Annotated in this window: 16 protein-coding genes; 14 read left to right on the top strand and 2 right to left on the bottom strand. The window is 37.7% G+C overall.

Translation table 11 applies throughout. The features are described from left to right. Positions 1 to 20 precede the first annotated feature (20 nt). Positions 21 to 518, top strand: coding sequence for a GNAT family N-acetyltransferase (locus ACQKNS_RS07850; RefSeq protein ID WP_427641913.1), 498 nt, complete (start codon positions 21 to 23; stop codon positions 516 to 518). Between the two features lie 306 nt (positions 519 to 824). Here ACQKNS_RS07850 and ACQKNS_RS07845 read toward each other — a convergent pair whose 3' ends face one another. Both ACQKNS_RS07845 and ACQKNS_RS07840 read right to left on the bottom strand, forming a co-directional pair. Beyond that, positions 825 to 1,334: a DoxX family membrane protein gene (locus ACQKNS_RS07845; protein WP_427641912.1), complete on the bottom strand. Its 510-nt coding sequence runs from the start codon at positions 1,332 to 1,334 to the stop codon at positions 825 to 827. Positions 1,335 to 1,793: 459 nt separating this feature from the next. Next, positions 1,794 to 3,251, bottom strand: coding sequence for a S8 family serine peptidase (locus ACQKNS_RS07840; RefSeq protein ID WP_427641911.1), 1,458 nt, complete (start codon positions 3,249 to 3,251; stop codon positions 1,794 to 1,796). Positions 3,252 to 3,774: 523 nt separating this feature from the next. Here ACQKNS_RS07840 and ACQKNS_RS07835 point away from each other — a divergent pair. From ACQKNS_RS07835 to ACQKNS_RS07775, 13 genes are all read left to right on the top strand, one after another. Continuing rightward, a complete protein-coding gene (locus ACQKNS_RS07835) occupies positions 3,775 to 4,446 on the top strand; it encodes a GntR family transcriptional regulator (RefSeq protein WP_427641910.1) in 672 nt (223 codons plus the stop codon). A gap of 598 nt (positions 4,447 to 5,044) precedes the next feature. Next, positions 5,045 to 6,511 carry a 4-hydroxyphenylacetate 3-hydroxylase family protein gene (locus tag ACQKNS_RS07830; RefSeq protein ID WP_427641909.1) on the top strand — a complete coding sequence of 489 codons (1,467 nt, stop codon included), beginning with the start codon at positions 5,045 to 5,047 and terminating at the stop codon, positions 6,509 to 6,511. Positions 6,512 to 6,540: 29 nt separating this feature from the next. Next, on the top strand, positions 6,541 to 7,332 hold the full coding sequence (locus ACQKNS_RS07825; protein ID WP_427641908.1) for a carbon-nitrogen family hydrolase: 792 nt from the start codon (positions 6,541 to 6,543) through the stop codon (positions 7,330 to 7,332). Next, a complete protein-coding gene (locus ACQKNS_RS07820) occupies positions 7,329 to 8,006 on the top strand; it encodes a DUF2848 family protein (RefSeq protein ID WP_427641907.1) in 678 nt (225 codons plus the stop codon). Before ACQKNS_RS07825 ends, ACQKNS_RS07820 begins: the two co-directional genes overlap by 4 nt. 1 nt (position 8,007) lies before the next feature. Then, on the top strand, positions 8,008 to 8,724 hold the full coding sequence (locus ACQKNS_RS07815) for a hypothetical protein (protein ID WP_427641906.1): 717 nt from the start codon (positions 8,008 to 8,010) through the stop codon (positions 8,722 to 8,724). Between the two features lie 516 nt (positions 8,725 to 9,240). Next, positions 9,241 to 10,062 (top strand): cytidyltransferase, encoded by an 822-nt coding sequence (locus tag ACQKNS_RS07810; protein WP_427641905.1) that lies wholly within the window; start codon positions 9,241 to 9,243, stop codon positions 10,060 to 10,062. After that, positions 10,062 to 10,523 (top strand): flavin reductase family protein, encoded by a 462-nt coding sequence (locus ACQKNS_RS07805; protein WP_427641904.1) that lies wholly within the window; start codon positions 10,062 to 10,064, stop codon positions 10,521 to 10,523. The genes ACQKNS_RS07810 and ACQKNS_RS07805 overlap by 1 nt, the downstream gene beginning before the upstream one ends. Before the next feature lie 91 nt (positions 10,524 to 10,614). Continuing rightward, positions 10,615 to 11,388, top strand: a complete 774-nt coding sequence (locus tag ACQKNS_RS07800) for an IclR family transcriptional regulator (RefSeq protein WP_427641903.1) — start codon at positions 10,615 to 10,617, stop codon at positions 11,386 to 11,388. 238 nt (positions 11,389 to 11,626) lie between these two features. Then, positions 11,627 to 12,970 carry an MFS transporter gene (locus tag ACQKNS_RS07795; RefSeq protein WP_427641902.1) on the top strand — a complete coding sequence of 448 codons (1,344 nt, stop codon included), beginning with the start codon at positions 11,627 to 11,629 and terminating at the stop codon, positions 12,968 to 12,970. Between the two features lie 289 nt (positions 12,971 to 13,259). Continuing rightward, positions 13,260 to 14,075 (top strand): carbon-nitrogen hydrolase family protein, encoded by an 816-nt coding sequence (locus ACQKNS_RS07790; RefSeq protein ID WP_427641901.1) that lies wholly within the window; start codon positions 13,260 to 13,262, stop codon positions 14,073 to 14,075. Between the two features lie 281 nt (positions 14,076 to 14,356). After that, positions 14,357 to 15,712 carry an APC family permease gene (locus ACQKNS_RS07785; RefSeq protein WP_427641900.1) on the top strand — a complete coding sequence of 452 codons (1,356 nt, stop codon included), beginning with the start codon at positions 14,357 to 14,359 and terminating at the stop codon, positions 15,710 to 15,712. A gap of 24 nt (positions 15,713 to 15,736) precedes the next feature. Next, the gene (locus ACQKNS_RS07780; protein WP_427641899.1) at positions 15,737 to 17,362 is read left to right on the top strand and encodes an amidohydrolase; all 1,626 of its coding nucleotides are present in this window, start codon (positions 15,737 to 15,739) and stop codon (positions 17,360 to 17,362) included. A gap of 34 nt (positions 17,363 to 17,396) precedes the next feature. Next, positions 17,397 to 18,296, top strand: coding sequence for a carbon-nitrogen hydrolase (locus ACQKNS_RS07775; protein ID WP_427641898.1), 900 nt, complete (start codon positions 17,397 to 17,399; stop codon positions 18,294 to 18,296). Positions 18,297 to 19,218 lie beyond the last annotated feature (922 nt).

Genomic DNA, 19,218 nt, shown 5'->3' with positions numbered 1-19,218 from the left:
GGAAAGGGGTTTTAGTCAGGATGATTTCTTTAAGAAATGTTCAAACTACAGATTTAGAACAGCTGTTATTTATTGAGAATGAAGGCTTTTCAATAGAAGAAGCTGCCACAAAAGAAGCTTTTTTGGAGAGGATTCAGTTGATAGCCGATACCTTTATTGTGGCAGAAAAGGAAGGTGAAATACTTGGTTATATTAATGGTCCTATTATTAATCAGCCTTATATAACTGATGATCTTTTTGAGGAAATCAAAGAGAATCCGAAAAGAGGAGGATATCAGAGTATTTTAGGGTTAGCAGTGTCCAAACATGCTAGAAATCAAGGAATTGCAAAGATTTTAATTGAGAAAATGGAAGAACTTGTAGAAGAAAATGAAAGAGAAGGAATCACTTTAACATGTAAACAGGAATTAGTTTCTTTTTATGGAAAATTTGGATTTGTTAGCCATGGCATGTCTGAATCAAAACATGGTGGAGCAAGCTGGTATAACTTGGTCAAATTTAGAGAGGGTAGGAATTGATTCTTTTATCCTAAGCGGATAATGGTGAAACAAGTGTGTAAAAGTACAAGTTTGTGAAGAACTGTACTTCAGCTAACGGGTGCTTAAGCTAAATTCAGAGCTGTCTTTAAGATAGCTTTTTCATATGCAACTAAAGGTTCAGGAGAGTTTATGAAAGACTAGGCTGAATACCATCCAAAATAATTATCACATTTATTAAAGAGATATTAATGTGGGATGCAGAAATACTTTACAAAATCACGATTATCGGCAAAAAAGAGGGCGGGATCATTTATCCCAACCTCTTTTTTTATACTCTACTTTTTGTTAAGCTACATTTTTTTCCTCTATTGTTCTGTTTGTAAACAGTTTTTCTTTAAGAGTGGGTAAAATCATACCATCCACCCCATACCTTCCTGCATTCATAGCAGAAACAAGGATAAACATAGATAATAGAACAAGTTGTGGATTGGTACTTGTCGTCCCACTAAACAGATAAGAGAAGTTCATAACTAGACCAAAAAAGACAGCTGTTTTAGTGAAACAACCCAGCAATAATCCTATCCCGACGAGGAGCTCTCCCCAAGGTACTAACGTATTGAATATCTCGACATTAGGAATGGCTACATTTTCAAGGAATGCAACCCACCATCCCTGAACAGCCGGATGCTCTCCAGTTGAATTTGCCAACGCACCCTGTAAGAATCCAGAAGCATCAAATTGTCCGCCTGTTAACTTCCCCAGGCCAGCCATAATCCACGTATATCCGAGATACACACGCAACACAGCCAAAAGAATGGAGACATTTTTGTTACGCTTTAAAAGATCAATAAACATACTTTTCCTCCCTATAATTAAAAAATAATGACTAGGAGATATAATAACATGGTTGAAAACGATTTTCATTATCAATTGTGTAAATATTTTATAAATAATCTCCTTTTAGGTAATATAGCCCACACTAAAGATACATAGAAGATCGGGGCTGTCTTTAAGGCAGCTCTTTTCTAATGGAACTAGAGGAGAAGGATAGTTGAATAAGAAAAAGATATTAAAGGATTATGATATAACAAGAATAAATTGAAGAATGTTTTGGGGAAAGGTGGGATGAAAAATTTTTTAGTCGTCCGGAAATGGATGTTTGTCTTGGGAAATGAAAGAATATAGCATTGAACTAACGGAAGAAAGAGTTAAAGATGGAGGCTACTCACCTATTCAGTAGCCTCCATCTTTATTTTGAAAAGATAATTTCCTTTTCTTGTACTTTCAATATTTCATCTTATTTAGAAACATTAGCTACTTCTTAATATTTTCTAATGCTCTATAAGCATTTGCTTCTCCTGAACCATATAAAGCATCTTGTCCTTTCTTTCCATAGTCAAGAGCTGTTTGCTTAATACGTGCTGAGACTTGGGCGGGTTTATACTCCGGATGAGCTGCCTTAATAACTCCTGCAATTCCAGCTACTTGAGGAGTGGCCATAGAAGTACCAGCATTATACTCATATGAAGTACCTAAATAGGTAGGCCAAGTACTTAGGATCAAGTTACTTGGATCAGCCGTCGCAGGATCATTGGTTTCTGCATATTTAGGCCCAAAATCTCCACCGGGAGCTGCCACGTCAATAGCACTGTTTCCATAATTAGAGTAGAAAGCAAGCTGTTGAGTTGACCAGCTTGTGGAGGCAGACACATTAATGACTCCTGGCATTTGTGCTGGTACTACAGTTGCAGGCCCATTCACGTTCATTCCATATGGTTCATACAATTTATTTAAAAATTCGTTTACTTCCTTCTTGTCATCTAAATTCAAACTTTCATTACCACTACCGGCTACTACAGTTACTCCATTCTTTACTGCATATTGAATGGCTCTCTTCCAAAGTAACGTTTCAGCGACTGATTTATAACTTTCTCCCTCGATTGTCATTTTGGTATTATTATAGAAACGAAGAGACATATTAATAACATCTACCTTGTCATTTGTTGCTGCAATAATTCCATCTATGATCCAAGCTGGTAATCCAATGGCTTGCTCTGAGTATAATACGCGATAGGATCGGATTCCTAAATCTGGTCCTACACCGGTTACTTTACCATTTGCTCCAATGATCCCGGCAACGTGAGTACCGTGCCCATTGCGATCTTTTATATCAGTAGGGTCACCTGTTTCAGATTCATCCATTCCAGCAGGAACAAGATTACGACCACCTATTATATTATTTTTTAAGTCAGGATGAGACACATCAATTCCGGTATCGATCACTCCCACCACTGCTTTATGAGTAATACTGCCATCTTTATTTTTATATCCGCCTGTTTCTATATCATATGATTTCCCGTCGTTGGTCACCCTTTGAATATCCCATTGGGAGTCCCAATAACTCTCTGAATTTTGCTGGCTGATGATACTAGACTCATAGTTATAAGGGCTGACTGCTGTTTTGTCCAAGGTTAGGGGAATTTCTCTGTTAGCAGCTTCTATTGAAGAATTACCTTTTAGTTTTTTTAGAAAAGAAGGATCGTCAGATTGAGCTTCTATTCCTCCAACTTCGGGAAGTACTTTGGTTACTGTACCACCAGCTTTCCGTATTACTTCTTGATAATTCTCCGGTAATCCACTTTTAAAAGCTATTGCGTATGTGTCATTCATCTCCTGATTTTGACTCTTAGCTTGGATAGGAACACCACCAACGGACAAAATCCCTGCTCCTACTGCGATAGAAAGTACCGTATGTAGAATTTTCTTTTTCATATGTCTCCTCCTATATATGGAAAATATTGATCATACACTATCTTAATATACAACAACTCAAATTCCAAGTTTTCTTAAAAATATCATATTATTGAAATTGGCAGCTCTTTTTCAGAACTATCGGCCAGGTTAGTTGAAGTCGGTGATATAATGTTTCAGCAAAGCATCAGATTTCCCTTCATATATTTTGCAGTATTAACCGTTTGGAAATTTATTGCTAACAAATAGGTTAATTGGATAGATGACATAATGGTCTGTTTGCTCTTTCAATATATTTATCAAGGGCATTTGCATTAATTGATCAAACTTAGAGCCTTGAGTTGTCCCAAATGATGGCCGTCGATAGGCAGCATTTGATTCTTGATATAGGGTGGTTTTTAAAATTCAGAAAAATATAAAAAATATTATTGACTTATGTTTTGAGTTTTATGTATTATGTATACATAACACATATTGAGTTTTAACCAATCATATAGATTCCGATGATTCATATGAAAAGACTTATCAAAAAGGACGGATTAACATGGCAGGAATCCATTTAAAACCAATCGAAAAGGAAAGAACAACGCAAGATAAAGTGTATAAGCAAATTAAAAAGGCGATTTTATTTGGTGGTATTACCGGTGATGAAATATTTACAGAAGTTCAATTAGCGGAAAGGTTAAATACTTCAAGAACGCCGGTAAGGGCAGCTATTCAAGATTTGGTGAAGGAAGGATTACTTGTTTCTATTCCAAGGAAGGGATTAACGGTAAGAAAGATTACACCAGAGGAACAAGATGAAATCTTTTTACTAAGAAGTGCTATTGAGGTTGAATCGGTCAAAAAGCTAACAGAAGAAATTACATCACCTGAACAACTGAAGGTACTTAAATTAATTCTGAAGCAACAAGAAGAAGCATTGCAAAATGATGATGCCATTAGTTTTATAAGTCTAGACCATGAGTTTCATCTCTCGCTGACAAGACTAGCGAACTTCACCATAATAGAGCAAGTTTTAAACAATCTGCACAACCTTACTCAGCTTATGGGTTTAAAAGCAGTCAGTAAACATGGGAGAATGAAGAAAGTTTTGATGGAACATAATCAGATTATCCAGGCTTTAGAAGAAAAAAATCCCGAACTAGCTTCACAGGCTATTTTAAATCATTTAGAAAAAACAAAAGAAACCTTAATCATTGTTGATAATTCCTGATTTTCTATCAAATGCTTGAAGGGGGGGGATTGCTCCTAGCAAAAGGTAGTTTACTGCATCTCCAAGGACAAAAACTAAGGGTTTAGAATCAACTTCAGCCTATGAAATAGAAGATATACTGCAAGGTCAAACCAAGTCTTTTGTCACGTTTATGGCAAAAGTCTTGGAAACATTCTTTCGAAAGCCTTTACCTGAGTTTTTGCTTAATTGTAAGTATTGTTGTTGAAACAATGAGAGATCAATTAGAGGTAAGTTTATAACTTATTGGAAATGAAAGCGTTTACCCGCTGGCTCGAAGGGTATTTCCACCTTATTGAAGGAGTGGTGGAAAAGCTTCATGACATTTAGTTTTGAGCGCAAATCACAATTCATTAAAAAGCTTAAGGTAGCATCCATCAAGTAAAAGGATATAAACATGAAATTAAAAGGTAATGTCATTACCTTAATTACATGAATGGCAATCCAGGACTTTTAATGTATACATAATACATAATACATAATACACCACACATAACACAATTAAGGGTCGCTGTTAAGCTGTTAAATTGTTTCTTATTTTTAAAACATGTACTTATTCAAACATAGGGAGGAATCAGGTATGGTTAGAACAGGTAAAGAATATCTACAGACATTGAAAGATGATCGGGCGATCTACATAAATGGGGAACGAGTACAGGATGTGACGACCCACCCAGCTTTTACAGGAATTACGGATACCATTGCAGGCTTATACGATTTAGCATCAGATGAATCTCAGAATATGACATACAAAACTGAGGACGGTACACTGGCAAATAAAATTTATATGATTCCAAGGAGTCGGGAAGAACTTGAAGAGAGAAGATTGGCGATTTCTAAATGGTCTGAAGCAACTTGTGGTTTTGTCGGAAGAAGCCCTGATCACGTCGCCAGCTTTTTAGCTGCCTTTGCCAGTTCCCCCGAAGTGTTTGATCGTGGAGGAGAAGGTTATGGGAATAATGTTTTGAATTTTTATAAACATGTACGGGATGGGGATCTATATGTAACATACGTTATTATTCCGCCACAGATTGATCGAAGTAAAGCAGCCCATGAGCAGGAAGATAAATTTCTCCCAGTTGGAGTGTACGAAGAAAGAGCCGATGGAATTATTGTTCGAGGTTCCCAGATGCTCGGGACCGCCTCAGCAGTATCGGATTACTTATTTGTAAGTTGCCTTACACCACTCAGACCTGGTGATGAAGATTATGCTTTGTCTTTTGTACTGCCGATTCATGCAAAAGGATTAAAATTTTATGCAAGACCTGGTTATGCTGAAAAATCACCAAGCACATTTGATTACCCATTATCCTCTCGTTTTGATGAAAGTGATTCATTAGTTGTTTTTGACGATGTATTTATTCCTTGGAAAGATATCTTTGTTTACAAAAATATTGACATCGTGAGAGCTCAGTTCCATGAAACACCAGCCCATATCTTGGGCAATAATCAAGCACAAATAAGGTTTAGCAATAAATTGAAATTTTTGATTGGTGCTGCTAGAAAAGTTACTGCGATGAATGGAATCGATAAAATCCCTTCAGTCCAAGAGAAGCTAGGGGAACTTGCTTCTATTGCGGCTTCTGTGGAAGGTAATCTTTTAGCTTCTGAATATAATTGTATCATGGACAAAAACGGTGTGGCACGACCGAATCCACGTTTTCTTTATGGTGTAGTAGGTCAACAGGAAACTATTTATGCTTCCACTATAAAAATTTTAAGGGAGTTATGCGGTGGAGGTGTTTTACAATTACCATCATCATATAAAGAACTCATCAATCCTGAAACGAAAGATGATATGTATCAATATATACGTTCTACGGGGGTTGGGGCTGAGGAAAAAGTTAAATTATTTAAGTTAGTGTGGGATATCATTGGTTCAGAATTCGGCGGCAGGCATCAACAGTATGAAATGTTCTATAATGGTGCACCTTTCGTCACGAAAGGCTTTTCATTTAGAAATTACGGATATGATGAGCCGGTTCAAATGGTGGATAAATTTTTAGAAAGCTATTCTCTTCCAACTCAGGTGAAAGAACTAATATAGGGAAAATAAATAAAAGGATGGTAGAAGAAATGAAAATTGCATCAATACAGTTAGAGATTAAAGATAGTGAATCTAAAAATGCTCGCATAGATCGTGTGGAGTCAATGATTGACGGATTAAAAGGACAAGATTTAATAGTTTTACCGGAAACGTGGGCAACGGGGTACTTTTCTTTTGATCGTTATATTGAAGAATCGGAAGAATTGAATGGGAATTTTGTACAACGTTTCTCCTCAAAGGCGAAAGAAGTTCATTCATATATATTCGCAGGTAGTTTTATAGAAAAGAATAATGGAAAATACTACAACACAAGTGTTCTATTTTCTCCAGATGGGACCCTTATAGGAACCTATCGAAAAATGCATTTATTTCGTTATGGTTCAAAAGAAGGTCAAATATTGACGAGAGGAAATGAAACAACTGTAGCGGATACAGAATTCGGGAAAGTAGGCTTATCCACTTGCTATGATTTGCGATTTCCTGAATTGTACCGTGCAGAAGTGAATTTAGGAGCAGAATTCCTTCTTGTTACATCTGCTTGGCCACATAGAAGGCTGGAGCATTGGAAATTATTCAATTCAGTTCGGGCATTAGAAAACCAGTGTTTCTTGATTTCGAGTAATTGTGTTGGTAATACTAATGACGTCCTTTTAGCTGGTCATAGTCAAGTGGTTGATCCATGGGGGATTGTTGTGGCTGCTGGAGGAGATGAAGAAACGATTATAAAAACAGAGATTGATCCATCCCAGGTTACTAAAATTCGTGATGTATTCCCTAATTTGAAGCACAGAGTCTTAGATGGACAGGAGGAATTCAGTTGATAAATATTAATGTTCGTGGAAGAAATATTGTCGCAGACCCTAAACGATTGCTTATAGCCGGCTATACGGGAAAAGACCAGGAATCTGTAAAAAAACATATTGATGAATTGAAGGAGATAGGCGTTCCAGCTCCTCCTCAAGTCCCGATGATTTATGATCTTTCAACAAATCTTATTACGACAAATAAGTCAATTTCAGTTATACAAGAAAGCAGCAGCGGAGAAGCGGAAGTGGTCATCATGAAAATTGATGGGAAATGGTATTTAGGACTAGGTAGTGATCACACCGACCGCGGGCTTGAAAAAGTGTCTATTCAGAAATCCAAACAAGTGTGCAGCAAGCCTGTTTCAACACAATTTTGGTCCTTGGATGATGTAAAGGATCGATGGGATGACATTGAAATGAGAAGCTGGATGGTTGTAGATGGGGTGAAAAAGGAGTACCAAACAGGCAAACTGGGAGAATTCCTGCATCCTAAAGAATTGCTCAAAATCATAGAGGAACGCGGATATGATAGTGAGGATATGATTGTGTTTTGCGGAACATTACCGATTAAAAATGGTGAATTTATTTTTGGGGAAGCTTTTTCAGCAGAATTATATGATCGTTTAACAGATAATAAAATTCAATTAAATTATCAGGTTCATATTTTAATGGATGCGGAGGTAGTATGACATGGAAAAATCAGAAATGAAAATTGTTAGAAAACCGGAAATTGAATTTATTGAGTATAAAGCTTTTGAAGCTGTTCCTTCAAAAACTGTAGAAGGTGCATCCCAACGAATTATAGCACAGATTCCAGATACCAATGTAGCAACCCGCATTCTTGAACTGGAGGCAGGTACTGATACATCCCCGGATGGAATACAAGTCCATGATTTTTGGGAAGAATTATATATTATTGAAGGATCCTTGATCGATTTACGTCTAAATGAGGAATTTACAGCAGGAATGGTTGCTTGCCGTCCACCTGGGATGGAGCATGGACCATGGAAATCACCTAATGGTTGCAGGATTTTTGAAGTTCGCTATTATGCAGATCAGAAAAAAGAAGAGCATGAATTTGTCGATCATAACACTTTTGAAGCGCAGCCTTTCAGTAAGGTTAAGAGCCTTTCTGAAAGAATCATTGCTTCTGACCCTACTACTGGAGTCGCTACAAGAATTCTTCATAACGGACCAGGGACAGATACTTCTCCTAATGGAGTGCAAGTCCATGATTTTTGGGAAGAATTATATATTATTGAAGGATCTTTAATCGATTTACGTCTAAATGAGGAATTTACAGCAGGAATGGTTGCTTGCCGTCCTCCAGGAATGGAACATGGACCATGGAAATCGCCAGATGGCTGTAAGATCTTCGAGGTCCGTTACTACTCCAACGAACAATGAACAGATATGTTTTGAAACGAATAAGCTCCTGCATTCCTATACGAATATGGTAATCTATCAAATGGCTTCTCGTGACATCAAACAACGAGGAGCCTTTTATCTCCGGTACAGTCTTACTCAGGAACCAAGTTCTGATTGCTAAAATTGATAATTGGATTATCTCAGGGTGTGGTTATCTGAATTTTCCGTGTAATGAATGATGTATACACAATTCATTACACAGAAACCCTTAATCGTTAAACAATGAGTGCACAATCAAGATTTTTGGAAAGTTATTTTGCTGACTTGGAAAATGTACCACATGAATGGTTGATGCCCGTCACCGGAAACGAAACTTGGCGACCAAACGGATGCAAGGTTTTTGAAGTCCAATATTACATTAAATAAATCGACAACACAATTATTCCCCTTTGACAAAAATTATTATCTTGATGACGGAGAAGGTGAAGCAAGTTGGAAGTTTACCATTTAACAAATCCACTAAAGGGATCCATATATCCAAGGGAACCTCACGTAATGGCATTAGGTTTTTTTGACGGTGTTCATTTAGGTCATCAATCACTGTTGATGCAAACCAAGAAAATAGCCGAAAAGAAAAATCTTAAATTCACGGCGATGACCTTCGATCCACATCCAAATGAAGTAATCAAATTGGAGAAAGATTTGAGGTATTTAACTCCTCTAGCTTTAAAGATTGAAAGAATGACTGCTATTGGAGTGGATAAACTCTTTGTCATAAAGTTTAATTCATCATTTGCTTCCCTTCAGCCTTCTGACTTTATTAATCAATATGTTATAGGTCTTCAAGCTAAACACTTAGTTGTGGGATTTGATTTCACCTTTGGTAATAAAGCTCAGGGTACGGTTGATTATTTGCAAAAAGTGAGCAAAAATAACCCCTTTGATGTAACCGTCATTTCAAAGCAGGTACATAATGACGAAAAAATAAGTTCAACTTTAATTAGAAAAATAGTAACGGATGGAGATGTCCACCTTGTACCTTACTATTTGGGACATCATTTTGAAATTAAAGGGATCGTTTATAGTTCAAATAGACATAAACATGAGAATGGGGAAAATGTGGGAATTCATATCGAAAATAAGTATATCCTGCCAAAACCAGGTGTATATAGTGTAGAAATCAAAAATGAGAACAAAACTTGTCAGGGGTTATTTATAAGATATGGGTCCAGCAAGGGAAATGATGAAATTAGCGGTCAAATTACAGAAGGGCTGAAGGGAGGTGTTGTGGAAGAATTGACAGTCAAATTCTTAAAACAATTACCTTTTGAGTCATTGTCCCAGTATCGTTCAAATTTTAAGGAGGTTACAAACTGATGGATGATAGAAATTTTAGAAATGCGATGGGGAAATTTGCTACAGGAGTAACAGTCATTACATCACTTTTAGAAGATGAAGCACACGGTATGACGGCTAATGCATTTATGTCAGTTTCCCTTCATCCAAGATTGGTCTTAATATCCATAGGCGAAAAAGCAAAAATGCTAGATAAAATTAATGAGTCTGGAAAATTTGCTGTAAATATATTGTCTGATGCTCAAAAAGAGTTATCCATGCATTTTGCGGGGCAGATTAAAGATAACCGTCAGATTGAATTTGGCTGGATAAATGAACTGCCCGTAATAAAAAATGCTCTAGCAAACATCGTATGTAAGGTCCATAGTAAACAAATAGCTGGGGACCATACACTTTTTATTGGGGAAGTAACTGATATCGTCATTGAGGAAGGGGCACCACTAGCCTTTTATGAAGGGAAGTATGGCAAAATACTCAGCTAAACTTATGGCTGGAATATTCTTTAAGTTTGATAGGTAAAGCTGCGTGAGCTTTCAAAAAAGTGCTTTTATTGTGGTTAAGGAGGAGAAACTCATGCAAAGCAAAAATAAGACAGTCGTCAGATCAATGGATATCCTTACTCTCTTCTTAACTCATTCAAAGATAAGTTTCAATGAAATCGTACATTTTTCAGGGATACCGAAAACATCCGTTTTTCGAATGGTAATGTCACTTGAAGAGATGGGCCTGCTCGATAAAGATAAAGATGGAAAGTATTCACTTGGCCTGTTATTTCTTCGGTTTGGCCATTTAGTAGCTGAACGCCTCGATATTCGGAAGGTAGCTTTGCCGATTATGCAAAAACTTCATGATAAGGTAGGGGAATCTGTTAATCTCATCGTACAAGATGGAAAAGAAGCAATCTGCATCGAAAAGCTGGATAAAGAACAGCATGTGAGGCATTATACGGCTATCGGCCGGAGAATGCCGCTATATGCCGGAGCGTGTTCACGTGTTATTCTCGCTTTTCTGCCACATGATGAGCAGGAACAATATTTGGAACAATCCGAACTGAAGTCGATCGCATCTGGAACGGTTACAGGTAAAGAGAGACTTCGTATACTTCTAGAGGAGTCTCGAAAAACGGGATTTGCGGTCAGTCACTCAGAACTTGAAAAGTATATATCTGCGGTAGCCGCCCCTATTTTTGATTACAAAGGTTATATCATAGCGGGGATTAGTGTTGCAGGTCTTGAGGTGAATTTCCGAAAGGAGATGTTGCCTCCATTGGTTGAAAAGATTCAGGGTGCAGCACTCGAAATTTCACGGAAATATGGATATACCGATAAACATCTTTGCTTAGGCTGATATATCAATATGTCCACGCTTGAGAACAAATTGCGACGGCTTTTTCACCAGAACGATTTTTGTCTTTTTGAAGGTAATTGTATAATGTATTGTGTATACACAATGCATTATACACAATACCTATGGAATTAAAAGCTCATTCGTCATTATCTTCTTTTAAAGAAAATGTAGAGAATGATAATTCTTCAGCATCTAAGAAAGCACATCCAGAAATGTAACTAATTTGGAGGTGTGTTAATTGAGTGGGAAAAAGAAACTGGACAAGAAATCAAGAAAGATATTATTTGCGAGTTTACTTGGCAGTACTATTGAATTTTATGATTTCTTTCTTTATGGAACCGTTGCTGCACTTGTATTTAATAAATTGTATTTTCCCAGTGACGATCCGTTTGTAAGTTTATTGCTTGCTTATGCATCATTTGGAATTACATTTTTTATACGGCCTCTTGGCGGGCTTGTTTTTAGTCATTTGGGTGACAAGTTTGGCAGGAAAAATACTCTCGTGCTTTCACTTTTATTAATGGGAGTTTCTACAGTTTGTATCGGACTCCTTCCAACATATAACATGATAGGGCTTTGGGCACCAATCCTCCTTGTTTTTTTTCGTCTTGTTCAAGGTATCGGACTTGGTGGAGAATGGGGAGGGGCAATCCTCTTAGCGGTTGAATCCGCACCTAAAGAAAGACGTGGCTTTTTTGGAAGTTTTCCCGCAATGGGAATCCCTCTTGGGATGTTACTTGGGACATTCTCTATTTCATTAATGAGTCTACTTCCTGAATCTCAATTTCTTTCATGGGGCTGGAGAGTGCCATTTATCCTAAGTGCCATTTTGGTTGTTATCGGTATTTGGATACGAAAAGGGATTGAGGAAACATCAGCATTCAAGGAAGAGAAAGAAAAGGGAAATGTCGTAAAGATCCCACTTTTTGAGACATTGCGATTTCATTGGAAAGCGGTATTGATTTCTTTAGGTGCAAAATGTGTTGAAGTGGGCCCATTCTACTTATTTTCCACATTTTTTATATCATATGCTACGGAAACACATGGTTTTTCAAGGACTACGGCTTTAAATGTAGTTACTGCAGCAACAATTGTTACTGCGATTTGCATGCCGTTTATGGGAATGTTATCTGATAAAATTGGCCGTAAACGTGTTTTTCTTATTGGTACAATCGGAATAACTCTTTTTGCCTTTCCATACTTTTATTTATTGTCCTTACAATCTACCCCTTTGTTATACGTTATTTCAATAGTAGGCTTAGGAGTTCTATGGCCTCCAATAGCGGCGACTATTGGTACAATGTTTACTGAAATGTTTAGTACGAATGTTGGTTATACAGGAATAACACTTGGTTATCAAACAGGCTCGGCATTATTTGGCGGAACTGCTCCAATGATTGCGACCATATTAGTCGGCGCTTACAATAATTCTTGGATTCCACTATCATCATTTTTAGTATTTCTTTGTATTGCATCTCTTATCTCAGTATTTTTTGTCCGAAATAGTCAAAGTACAAGTATTCCTTTCTCTGAAAATGGGACGATGGACGAAAAGGATAAAGAAAATCAAATAATCGGGTGATGGATTGACTTTTTCTAAAAGGGACTCGATTCAAATGGCGAATTATCTTTAATAATGGTAGCGTTTACACGGCTGGTGAAGAATAGATTATTTACGTTGGCAGTGGCGGGGGAGCTGCAGCTTACAAAGGATCGACACATTTGAAAGGGAAAAATGCTTCTATCTCGATTAATAGCCATGACCAGGCGCATCTTAAAGGAATGCCTTTTTTCCTTATTTGATTTTTCAATTGGCACAATAATTGTATTATTTTTAGGTTTTATCATCGAATAAAGGAGAGGCTTTTATTATGAAGAAGGTAAATATTGCTTTGGCACAACTTAGTTGTGAAGTAGGGGAAGTTGAGAACAATCTTACTCGTTTAGATAATGTCGTTGATGAATATGGTCATTCTCATGATCTCATTGTGTTTCCTGAGACATTTATCACGGGATTTCTTTCACCGGAGGTTTGCCGTACATTAGCCGAGCCATTAAATGGACCAATTGTTAAACATTTAGAACGCCAAGCGAGGAAAGCTAATACCTCAATTGTTGTTGGTTTATACGAATTGGAGGGAGAAAACCTTTATAACACAACTGTTCTGGTTGGTCCGACAGGATTATTGCTCACTTATCGTAAAACCCATTTGTGGGCAGGTGAATCTTCAGCCGTTAAAGCCGGAAATTATTATCGGAGCTGCAGCTGGCAAGGAACAAAGATCGGACTGCTCATTTGCTACGATATCGAATTTCCAGAAACAGCACGTGCAGTTGCCAGTATGGGAACAGAGCTATTGGTGTTGACAGATGGAAATTGGGATGGTCCGGTACACCGCCTTGCCATTAAAGCCAGAGCACAAGAGAATCAAATGTTTGTCGTCATGGCAAACCTAGTTGGGCAGCAAGGGGGAACTGCGTTTTGTGGAGAGAGCGTTGTTGTTGATCCATATGGAAGGGTAATTGCTGAAGCGGGACGTGAAGAAGAGGTGTTATCAGCATCTATAAACATGTCGCTTGTTCATGAGAGCAGACAACATTATCACTATCTGAATGAGCGCAGGGTACTATTTAATGAACCCCCAAAGGAAATTGGAAAGGGAATTCGGGAAATTATAATCCAATAGATGAACCGCCTTTCTTAGGGGCATGAATTGAAATGGAACTCTGTCGCGATTACGGCTCATAGCTTATTTCGTACCTTATTCTGATCAACCGGTATACGCGGTGAGACAACTCGACTAAAGACTAATTATGCAATTTTAAATAATTAATGTAAGATTGCATAAACTCGCTAAATTTATTGAATTATCTGCATATTGAAAATGTTGGGAAAATAACATTAATCCCCACTTGGTATGGTATTTGCATATTAGTTAATTAATCACGAATAAGGGTGGAGTGATACATGGAGAATGCAAAATTAAGACGTTCGTTAACAGTGTTTCCTTTAGTGCTATTTGGATTGGCTTATATGGCACCTACAACAGTTTTTTCTACATATGGGGTTGTTGCGGAAATAACGAAAGGGATGGTGCCTGCTGCTTATATCATAGCTTTGGTTGGTATGTTATTTACAGCCTACAGTTATGGTCAAATGGTCAAGGCCTACCCTGTTGCCGGTTCTGCATATACATTCACTCAAAAGGCATTTAATCCTCACCTTGGATTCTTAGTGGGCTGGGTTATCCTATTGGACTATTTATTTTTGCCAATGATCAATGGATTACTTATCGCTATCTACTTAAACGCATATTTTCCTTCCGTTCCTTTTTCCGCCTGGCTAATTGCCTTTGTCATTTCAATCACCATTGTAAATATAATTGGAGTAAAAATAGCAACAAAAATAAATCTTTTATTAGTTGCCTGTCAATTCTTAATAATAGTTATATTTACATTCCTCTCAATTAAAGGGTTACTTAACGGAATGGGTTCAGGAACATTATTCATGAGTTCTCCATTCATGAATGGAGATATACCGCTATCTTTGGTACTAGCAGGATCTTCTGTTTTATGTCTATCCTTTTTAGGATTTGATGCTGTTACCACATTTTCGGAGGAGACCATCAATCCGAAAAAAATAATACCCAAGGCCATATTCCTCGTCGCATTAATAGGAGGAGGTCTGTTCGTCACCATCTCATATATCAGTCACCTTGTTTACCCAAATTTCCAAGCCTTTAAAGATCCGGATTCCGCTTCCTTGGAAATTGCTCTGTACATCGGGGGAAATTTATTTCAATCTATTTTTCTAGCAGGTTATATTACGGGGGGGCTGGCATCTGGTTTATCAGCTCATGCAAGTGTTTCGCGACTTTTGTATGCGATGGGGAGGGATGGAGTTCTTCCAAAGAAAATATTTGGTTATATTCATCCAAAATTTCAAACTCCAACACACAACATCACCTTAGTGGGTATTTTTGCTTTGTCTGCTTTATTTGTTGATTTAGTGACAGCCTCATCCTTTATTAACTTCGGGGCGCTCGTTGCATTTACATTTGTTAATCTATCGGTTATTTCGCATTATTTTATTAGAGAAAAACGGCGCAACGGAATTAATGCACTAAAATACTTAATACTGCCGCTGATTGGCACTAGTTTCACAATTTGGTTATGGACTAGCCTTGATTCCAAGGCACTCTTACTCGGACTAGGATGGTTTGGGATTGGTTTCATCATGCTGCTTTCAAATACGAAATTGTTTAGCAAGCGGCCGCCAGAGCTTTCTATTGATAGTGCGATTGAAAAAGAAATTCAGGCATAAAAGCCATCATCAAGGAGGATAAAAATGGTAAGTGCAGATATCGTTCTTTCTGGTCAACATGTTTTTACTGGGCTGCAAGATGAGCCAATAAAAGCAGCTATCGCCATTAAAGATAATAAAATTATTAAAATCGGTTCTAAAGAAGAGATAATGTCATTCCTAGGAGATCAAACAAAGGTGTATGACATGGAAGACGGACTAATCATTCCGGGATTTCATGATTTTCATATGCACATTATGATGGGAAGCATTTTACAGAAGGATAGTGCCAAATTATTTGATGCAGCTTCAGCAGAAGATGCAGCCAAAATAGTGGGTGAATTTGCTGAAACGAGACCAAATGATGAGTGGATATTCGGTGTTGGTTGGGATCATACCAATTGGAAGGACAAAGTTCTGCCACATAGAAAAACACTAGATGAATATATTAGTGATCGTCCTGTTTTATTATTCAATGCAGAAGTGCATTACGCTTGGATCAATAGTAAAGCAATGGAAGTGATTCAATTAACGAAGGATACCGAAGATCCGGACTATGGAGAAATTGGAAAAGATGAAAATGGGGAACTGACAGGCCTTCTATTTGAACAGGCAATTGGGTATGCATCAGAACATGCATATAAATTACCGAAAGATAAACGTGTAAACCTATTCCAAGGTTTTCTTAATGAAACAAAAAGATTGGGAATCACATCCGTTAATGATTTATACGGAGCTAAAATTGCGCCAAATCCATTAGACGATCTTGAAATTTTCAAGGAGTTTGAGAGAGAAGGATTACTTACAACCAGAATTCACTTTTCGCCGGAGTTAAAAATGGATTTAGCTGCCGCAAAGGAATTACAAAGAAATTATCAGTCAGACAGGCTCACCTTTTCTGGATTAAAACAATTTATAGATGGTGTTGTGACAAGTCATACTGCTTTTTTATTGGATCATTACAAAGACCGTCCTGAAACAAAAGGCGGAACTACTTATCCAACTGAAACAATTAAACAATTAGTAAAAAAGGCAGATAAGGAAAAATTTCAAATTCGTTTCCATGCTATAGGTAACGGTGCTGTCCGCTTAGCATTGGATGCATTTGAAGAGGCGAGAAGCGAAAATGGAGAAAGAGATGCTAGACATGTCATAGAACATGTAGAGGTATTGCATCCGGACGATGTTCACCGCTTTAAGGAATTAGATGTAATCGCTTCCTTTCAGCCTAAACATATTGAATTGATGGAAAGTGAGGCATATACAGCCAGAATCAGTGAAACACAACAACCTCTCTATTATCCTATCAAAACACTAGTGGATACTGGTTCTAAAATCGCCTTTGGTACAGATTTTCCTGTAGTGCCCCTAAATCCCATGATGGGCATTTATCAGGCGATCACCAGAAAAGATTTAACCGGGAAGGCGTGGCAAGAGTCGGAAGGAGTAACATTGGCACAGGCGTTAAAGTACTACACGGCTACACCGGCATTCGGGTCTTTTAGAGAAAAAGAATTAGGCACATTGGAAGAAGGGAAGATAGCGGATATCGCAGTCTTGAATAAAAATTTATTTAGCATATCAACAGAGGAAATTCTTGAAACAGAAGTGCAGATGACGATCATGGATGGAAAGATCATTTATGAGAACCAGGTCGTCACAACTGTATAAGATAAAAAAATATAAAAAGGCAGGTAGTGAGAAAATGTCAAAAGTGAAAGTTGGTCTTATTCAAATTCATTGTGGGGAATTCATTGAGCAAAATATTCAAAAAACGATAGAGAAAATAAAAGAAACAGTAAGTCAAGGTGCACAAATCGTTTGCCTGCAGGAATTATTTTCTTCGCAATATTTTCCGCAAACGGTCAGTGTGAAAAATTATGATTTAGCTGAAGATGCAGATAGCGGTACATTAGCGGAAATGGGCGAATTAGCAAAGGAATTGGCCATTGTCTTGATTGTGCCTTTTTACGAAAGAGCAGGTGCTGGCATTTATTTCAATAGTGCAGCTGTATTTGATGCTGATGGAGAATGTTTAGGGATCACTAGAAAAAATCATATTCCGGATGGTCCCCAGTATCATGAAAAATACTATTTCGTTCCAGGCAATACTGGATATCCAGTCTATGAAACGGCTTATGGAAAAATAGGAGTCGGGATTTGTTGGGACGAGTGGTATCCAGAAGTTGCCCGAATTTTGAGTTTACAAGGTGCAGAGATATTATTCTATCCTTCCGCCATTGGTTCAGAGCCAGATCATCCCGAGATATCGACAAGATCATCCTGGGAAAAGGCAATTTCCGCTCATGGCATTTCGAATGGTGTATTTGTTGCTGCGACAAATCGAGTGGGCCAGGAAAAGGACATGAATTTTTACGGCGGTTCATTCATTAGCGATACATTCGGGAATATTTTAGCTTCACTTGATGAGGAAGAAGGGATTATCGTACAAGAGATTGATTTAAAAGAAATAGAAGAGACTAGAAAAATCCTGCAATTCTTTAGAGACCGTCGTGTCGATACATACGGCCCTATATTGCAAAAAGAAATACTCCCGACCCCATCCCCTTCAAAAAAGGGAACAAACAAAGCGCTGTTCCGTTAATCATTAAAAATAAAGCAGGTAATTTCTCTTATCAGGTCGCATCACATGCAAGCTGAATTTGTTTTTAAAGTAGGGATTGCTGTCTTATTTTAGGCTTACCACATCGTAATTAAGGCTTACGCAATCCTTCTTCTCAACTTGGCCTGAAATTTAAAGGCTCTTTTCGTAAAGATTGTTGTTTTTAAAACGAAACGATTTAAGGTTGATTGGAGCGCAAGTGCGAGACTCCTGCGGGAGCAGCGGGACAGGTGAGACCCCACAGGCGTTTACGCCGAGGAGGCTCACCGCCCGCCCCACGGAAAGCGAGTATCTGGAGGGGAAATCAACCGCACCGCTTTACTTGGAAAATAGCAACAAAGTAAGCGAAAACAGCCAATTTAAAAGAAGGATAGATTAATAAAACGATTGTTGATGGACACGTAGTTTATGTTCAGGGGAATTCATTAGTAAAATAATAACCGGCTCTGCTACCTTTGCATTGAATGTTTCTTTATTTTTAGATATCCGAAAAAAACGGTTCAGTCGGACAATAAGAATGATAAAAAGAGAGCGGAGGAAGGGCTGCAGAATTAAATCAGTAACGGAATGAGAATGGTTACGATGTCCTGATACGAAAGTGAAAATGACCATCATGGACGGTGAAATCATCTTCACTGATCCAGAATAACAAACAAATATGCTTAAATGCGTAACAAATTATGCAATGGTGCATAATGGGGTTCAGTCGATTATAGCGAAATAGATTTAAAAGAAATAGCAGGCAGGACTACCTTATTTTCTTTTAAATGAGAGCTATGCCTTAAAAGGTATGGCTTTTTTGTTTATTCAAGCAGTTATATCAAAATTTAAAAGTAACAGGTGTAGAAGGATAAAAACAAGTTTATTATACATGACTAATAGGTGTGCAATTATTTTATTTTAT

This window comes from Peribacillus sp. NPDC094092 (genome assembly GCF_050279365.1).
Classification (GTDB): domain Bacteria; phylum Bacillota; class Bacilli; order Bacillales; family DSM-1321; genus Peribacillus.
This window is presented reverse-complemented; position numbering and strand designations above follow the sequence as displayed.

What these genes read in the sequence shown, in the direction of transcription:
- ACQKNS_RS07850 (WP_427641913.1), top strand. Translation starts at nt 21, where the DNA reads ATGATTTCTTTAAGAAATGTTCAAACTACAGATTTAGAACAGCTGTTA.
- ACQKNS_RS07845 (WP_427641912.1), bottom strand. Translation starts at nt 1,334, where the DNA reads ATGTTTATTGATCTTTTAAAGCGTAACAAAAATGTCTCCATTCTTTTG.
- ACQKNS_RS07840 (WP_427641911.1), bottom strand. Translation starts at nt 3,251, where the DNA reads ATGAAAAAGAAAATTCTACATACGGTACTTTCTATCGCAGTAGGAGCA.
- ACQKNS_RS07835 (WP_427641910.1), top strand. Translation starts at nt 3,775, where the DNA reads ATGGCAGGAATCCATTTAAAACCAATCGAAAAGGAAAGAACAACGCAA.
- ACQKNS_RS07830 (WP_427641909.1), top strand. Translation starts at nt 5,045, where the DNA reads ATGGTTAGAACAGGTAAAGAATATCTACAGACATTGAAAGATGATCGG.
- ACQKNS_RS07825 (WP_427641908.1), top strand. Translation starts at nt 6,541, where the DNA reads ATGAAAATTGCATCAATACAGTTAGAGATTAAAGATAGTGAATCTAAA.
- ACQKNS_RS07815 (WP_427641906.1), top strand. Translation starts at nt 8,008, where the DNA reads ATGGAAAAATCAGAAATGAAAATTGTTAGAAAACCGGAAATTGAATTT.
- ACQKNS_RS07810 (WP_427641905.1), top strand. Translation starts at nt 9,241, where the DNA reads ATGGCATTAGGTTTTTTTGACGGTGTTCATTTAGGTCATCAATCACTG.
- ACQKNS_RS07805 (WP_427641904.1), top strand. Translation starts at nt 10,062, where the DNA reads ATGGATGATAGAAATTTTAGAAATGCGATGGGGAAATTTGCTACAGGA.
- ACQKNS_RS07800 (WP_427641903.1), top strand. Translation starts at nt 10,615, where the DNA reads ATGCAAAGCAAAAATAAGACAGTCGTCAGATCAATGGATATCCTTACT.
- ACQKNS_RS07790 (WP_427641901.1), top strand. Translation starts at nt 13,260, where the DNA reads ATGAAGAAGGTAAATATTGCTTTGGCACAACTTAGTTGTGAAGTAGGG.
- ACQKNS_RS07785 (WP_427641900.1), top strand. Translation starts at nt 14,357, where the DNA reads ATGGAGAATGCAAAATTAAGACGTTCGTTAACAGTGTTTCCTTTAGTG.
- ACQKNS_RS07780 (WP_427641899.1), top strand. Translation starts at nt 15,737, where the DNA reads ATGGTAAGTGCAGATATCGTTCTTTCTGGTCAACATGTTTTTACTGGG.
- ACQKNS_RS07775 (WP_427641898.1), top strand. Translation starts at nt 17,397, where the DNA reads ATGTCAAAAGTGAAAGTTGGTCTTATTCAAATTCATTGTGGGGAATTC.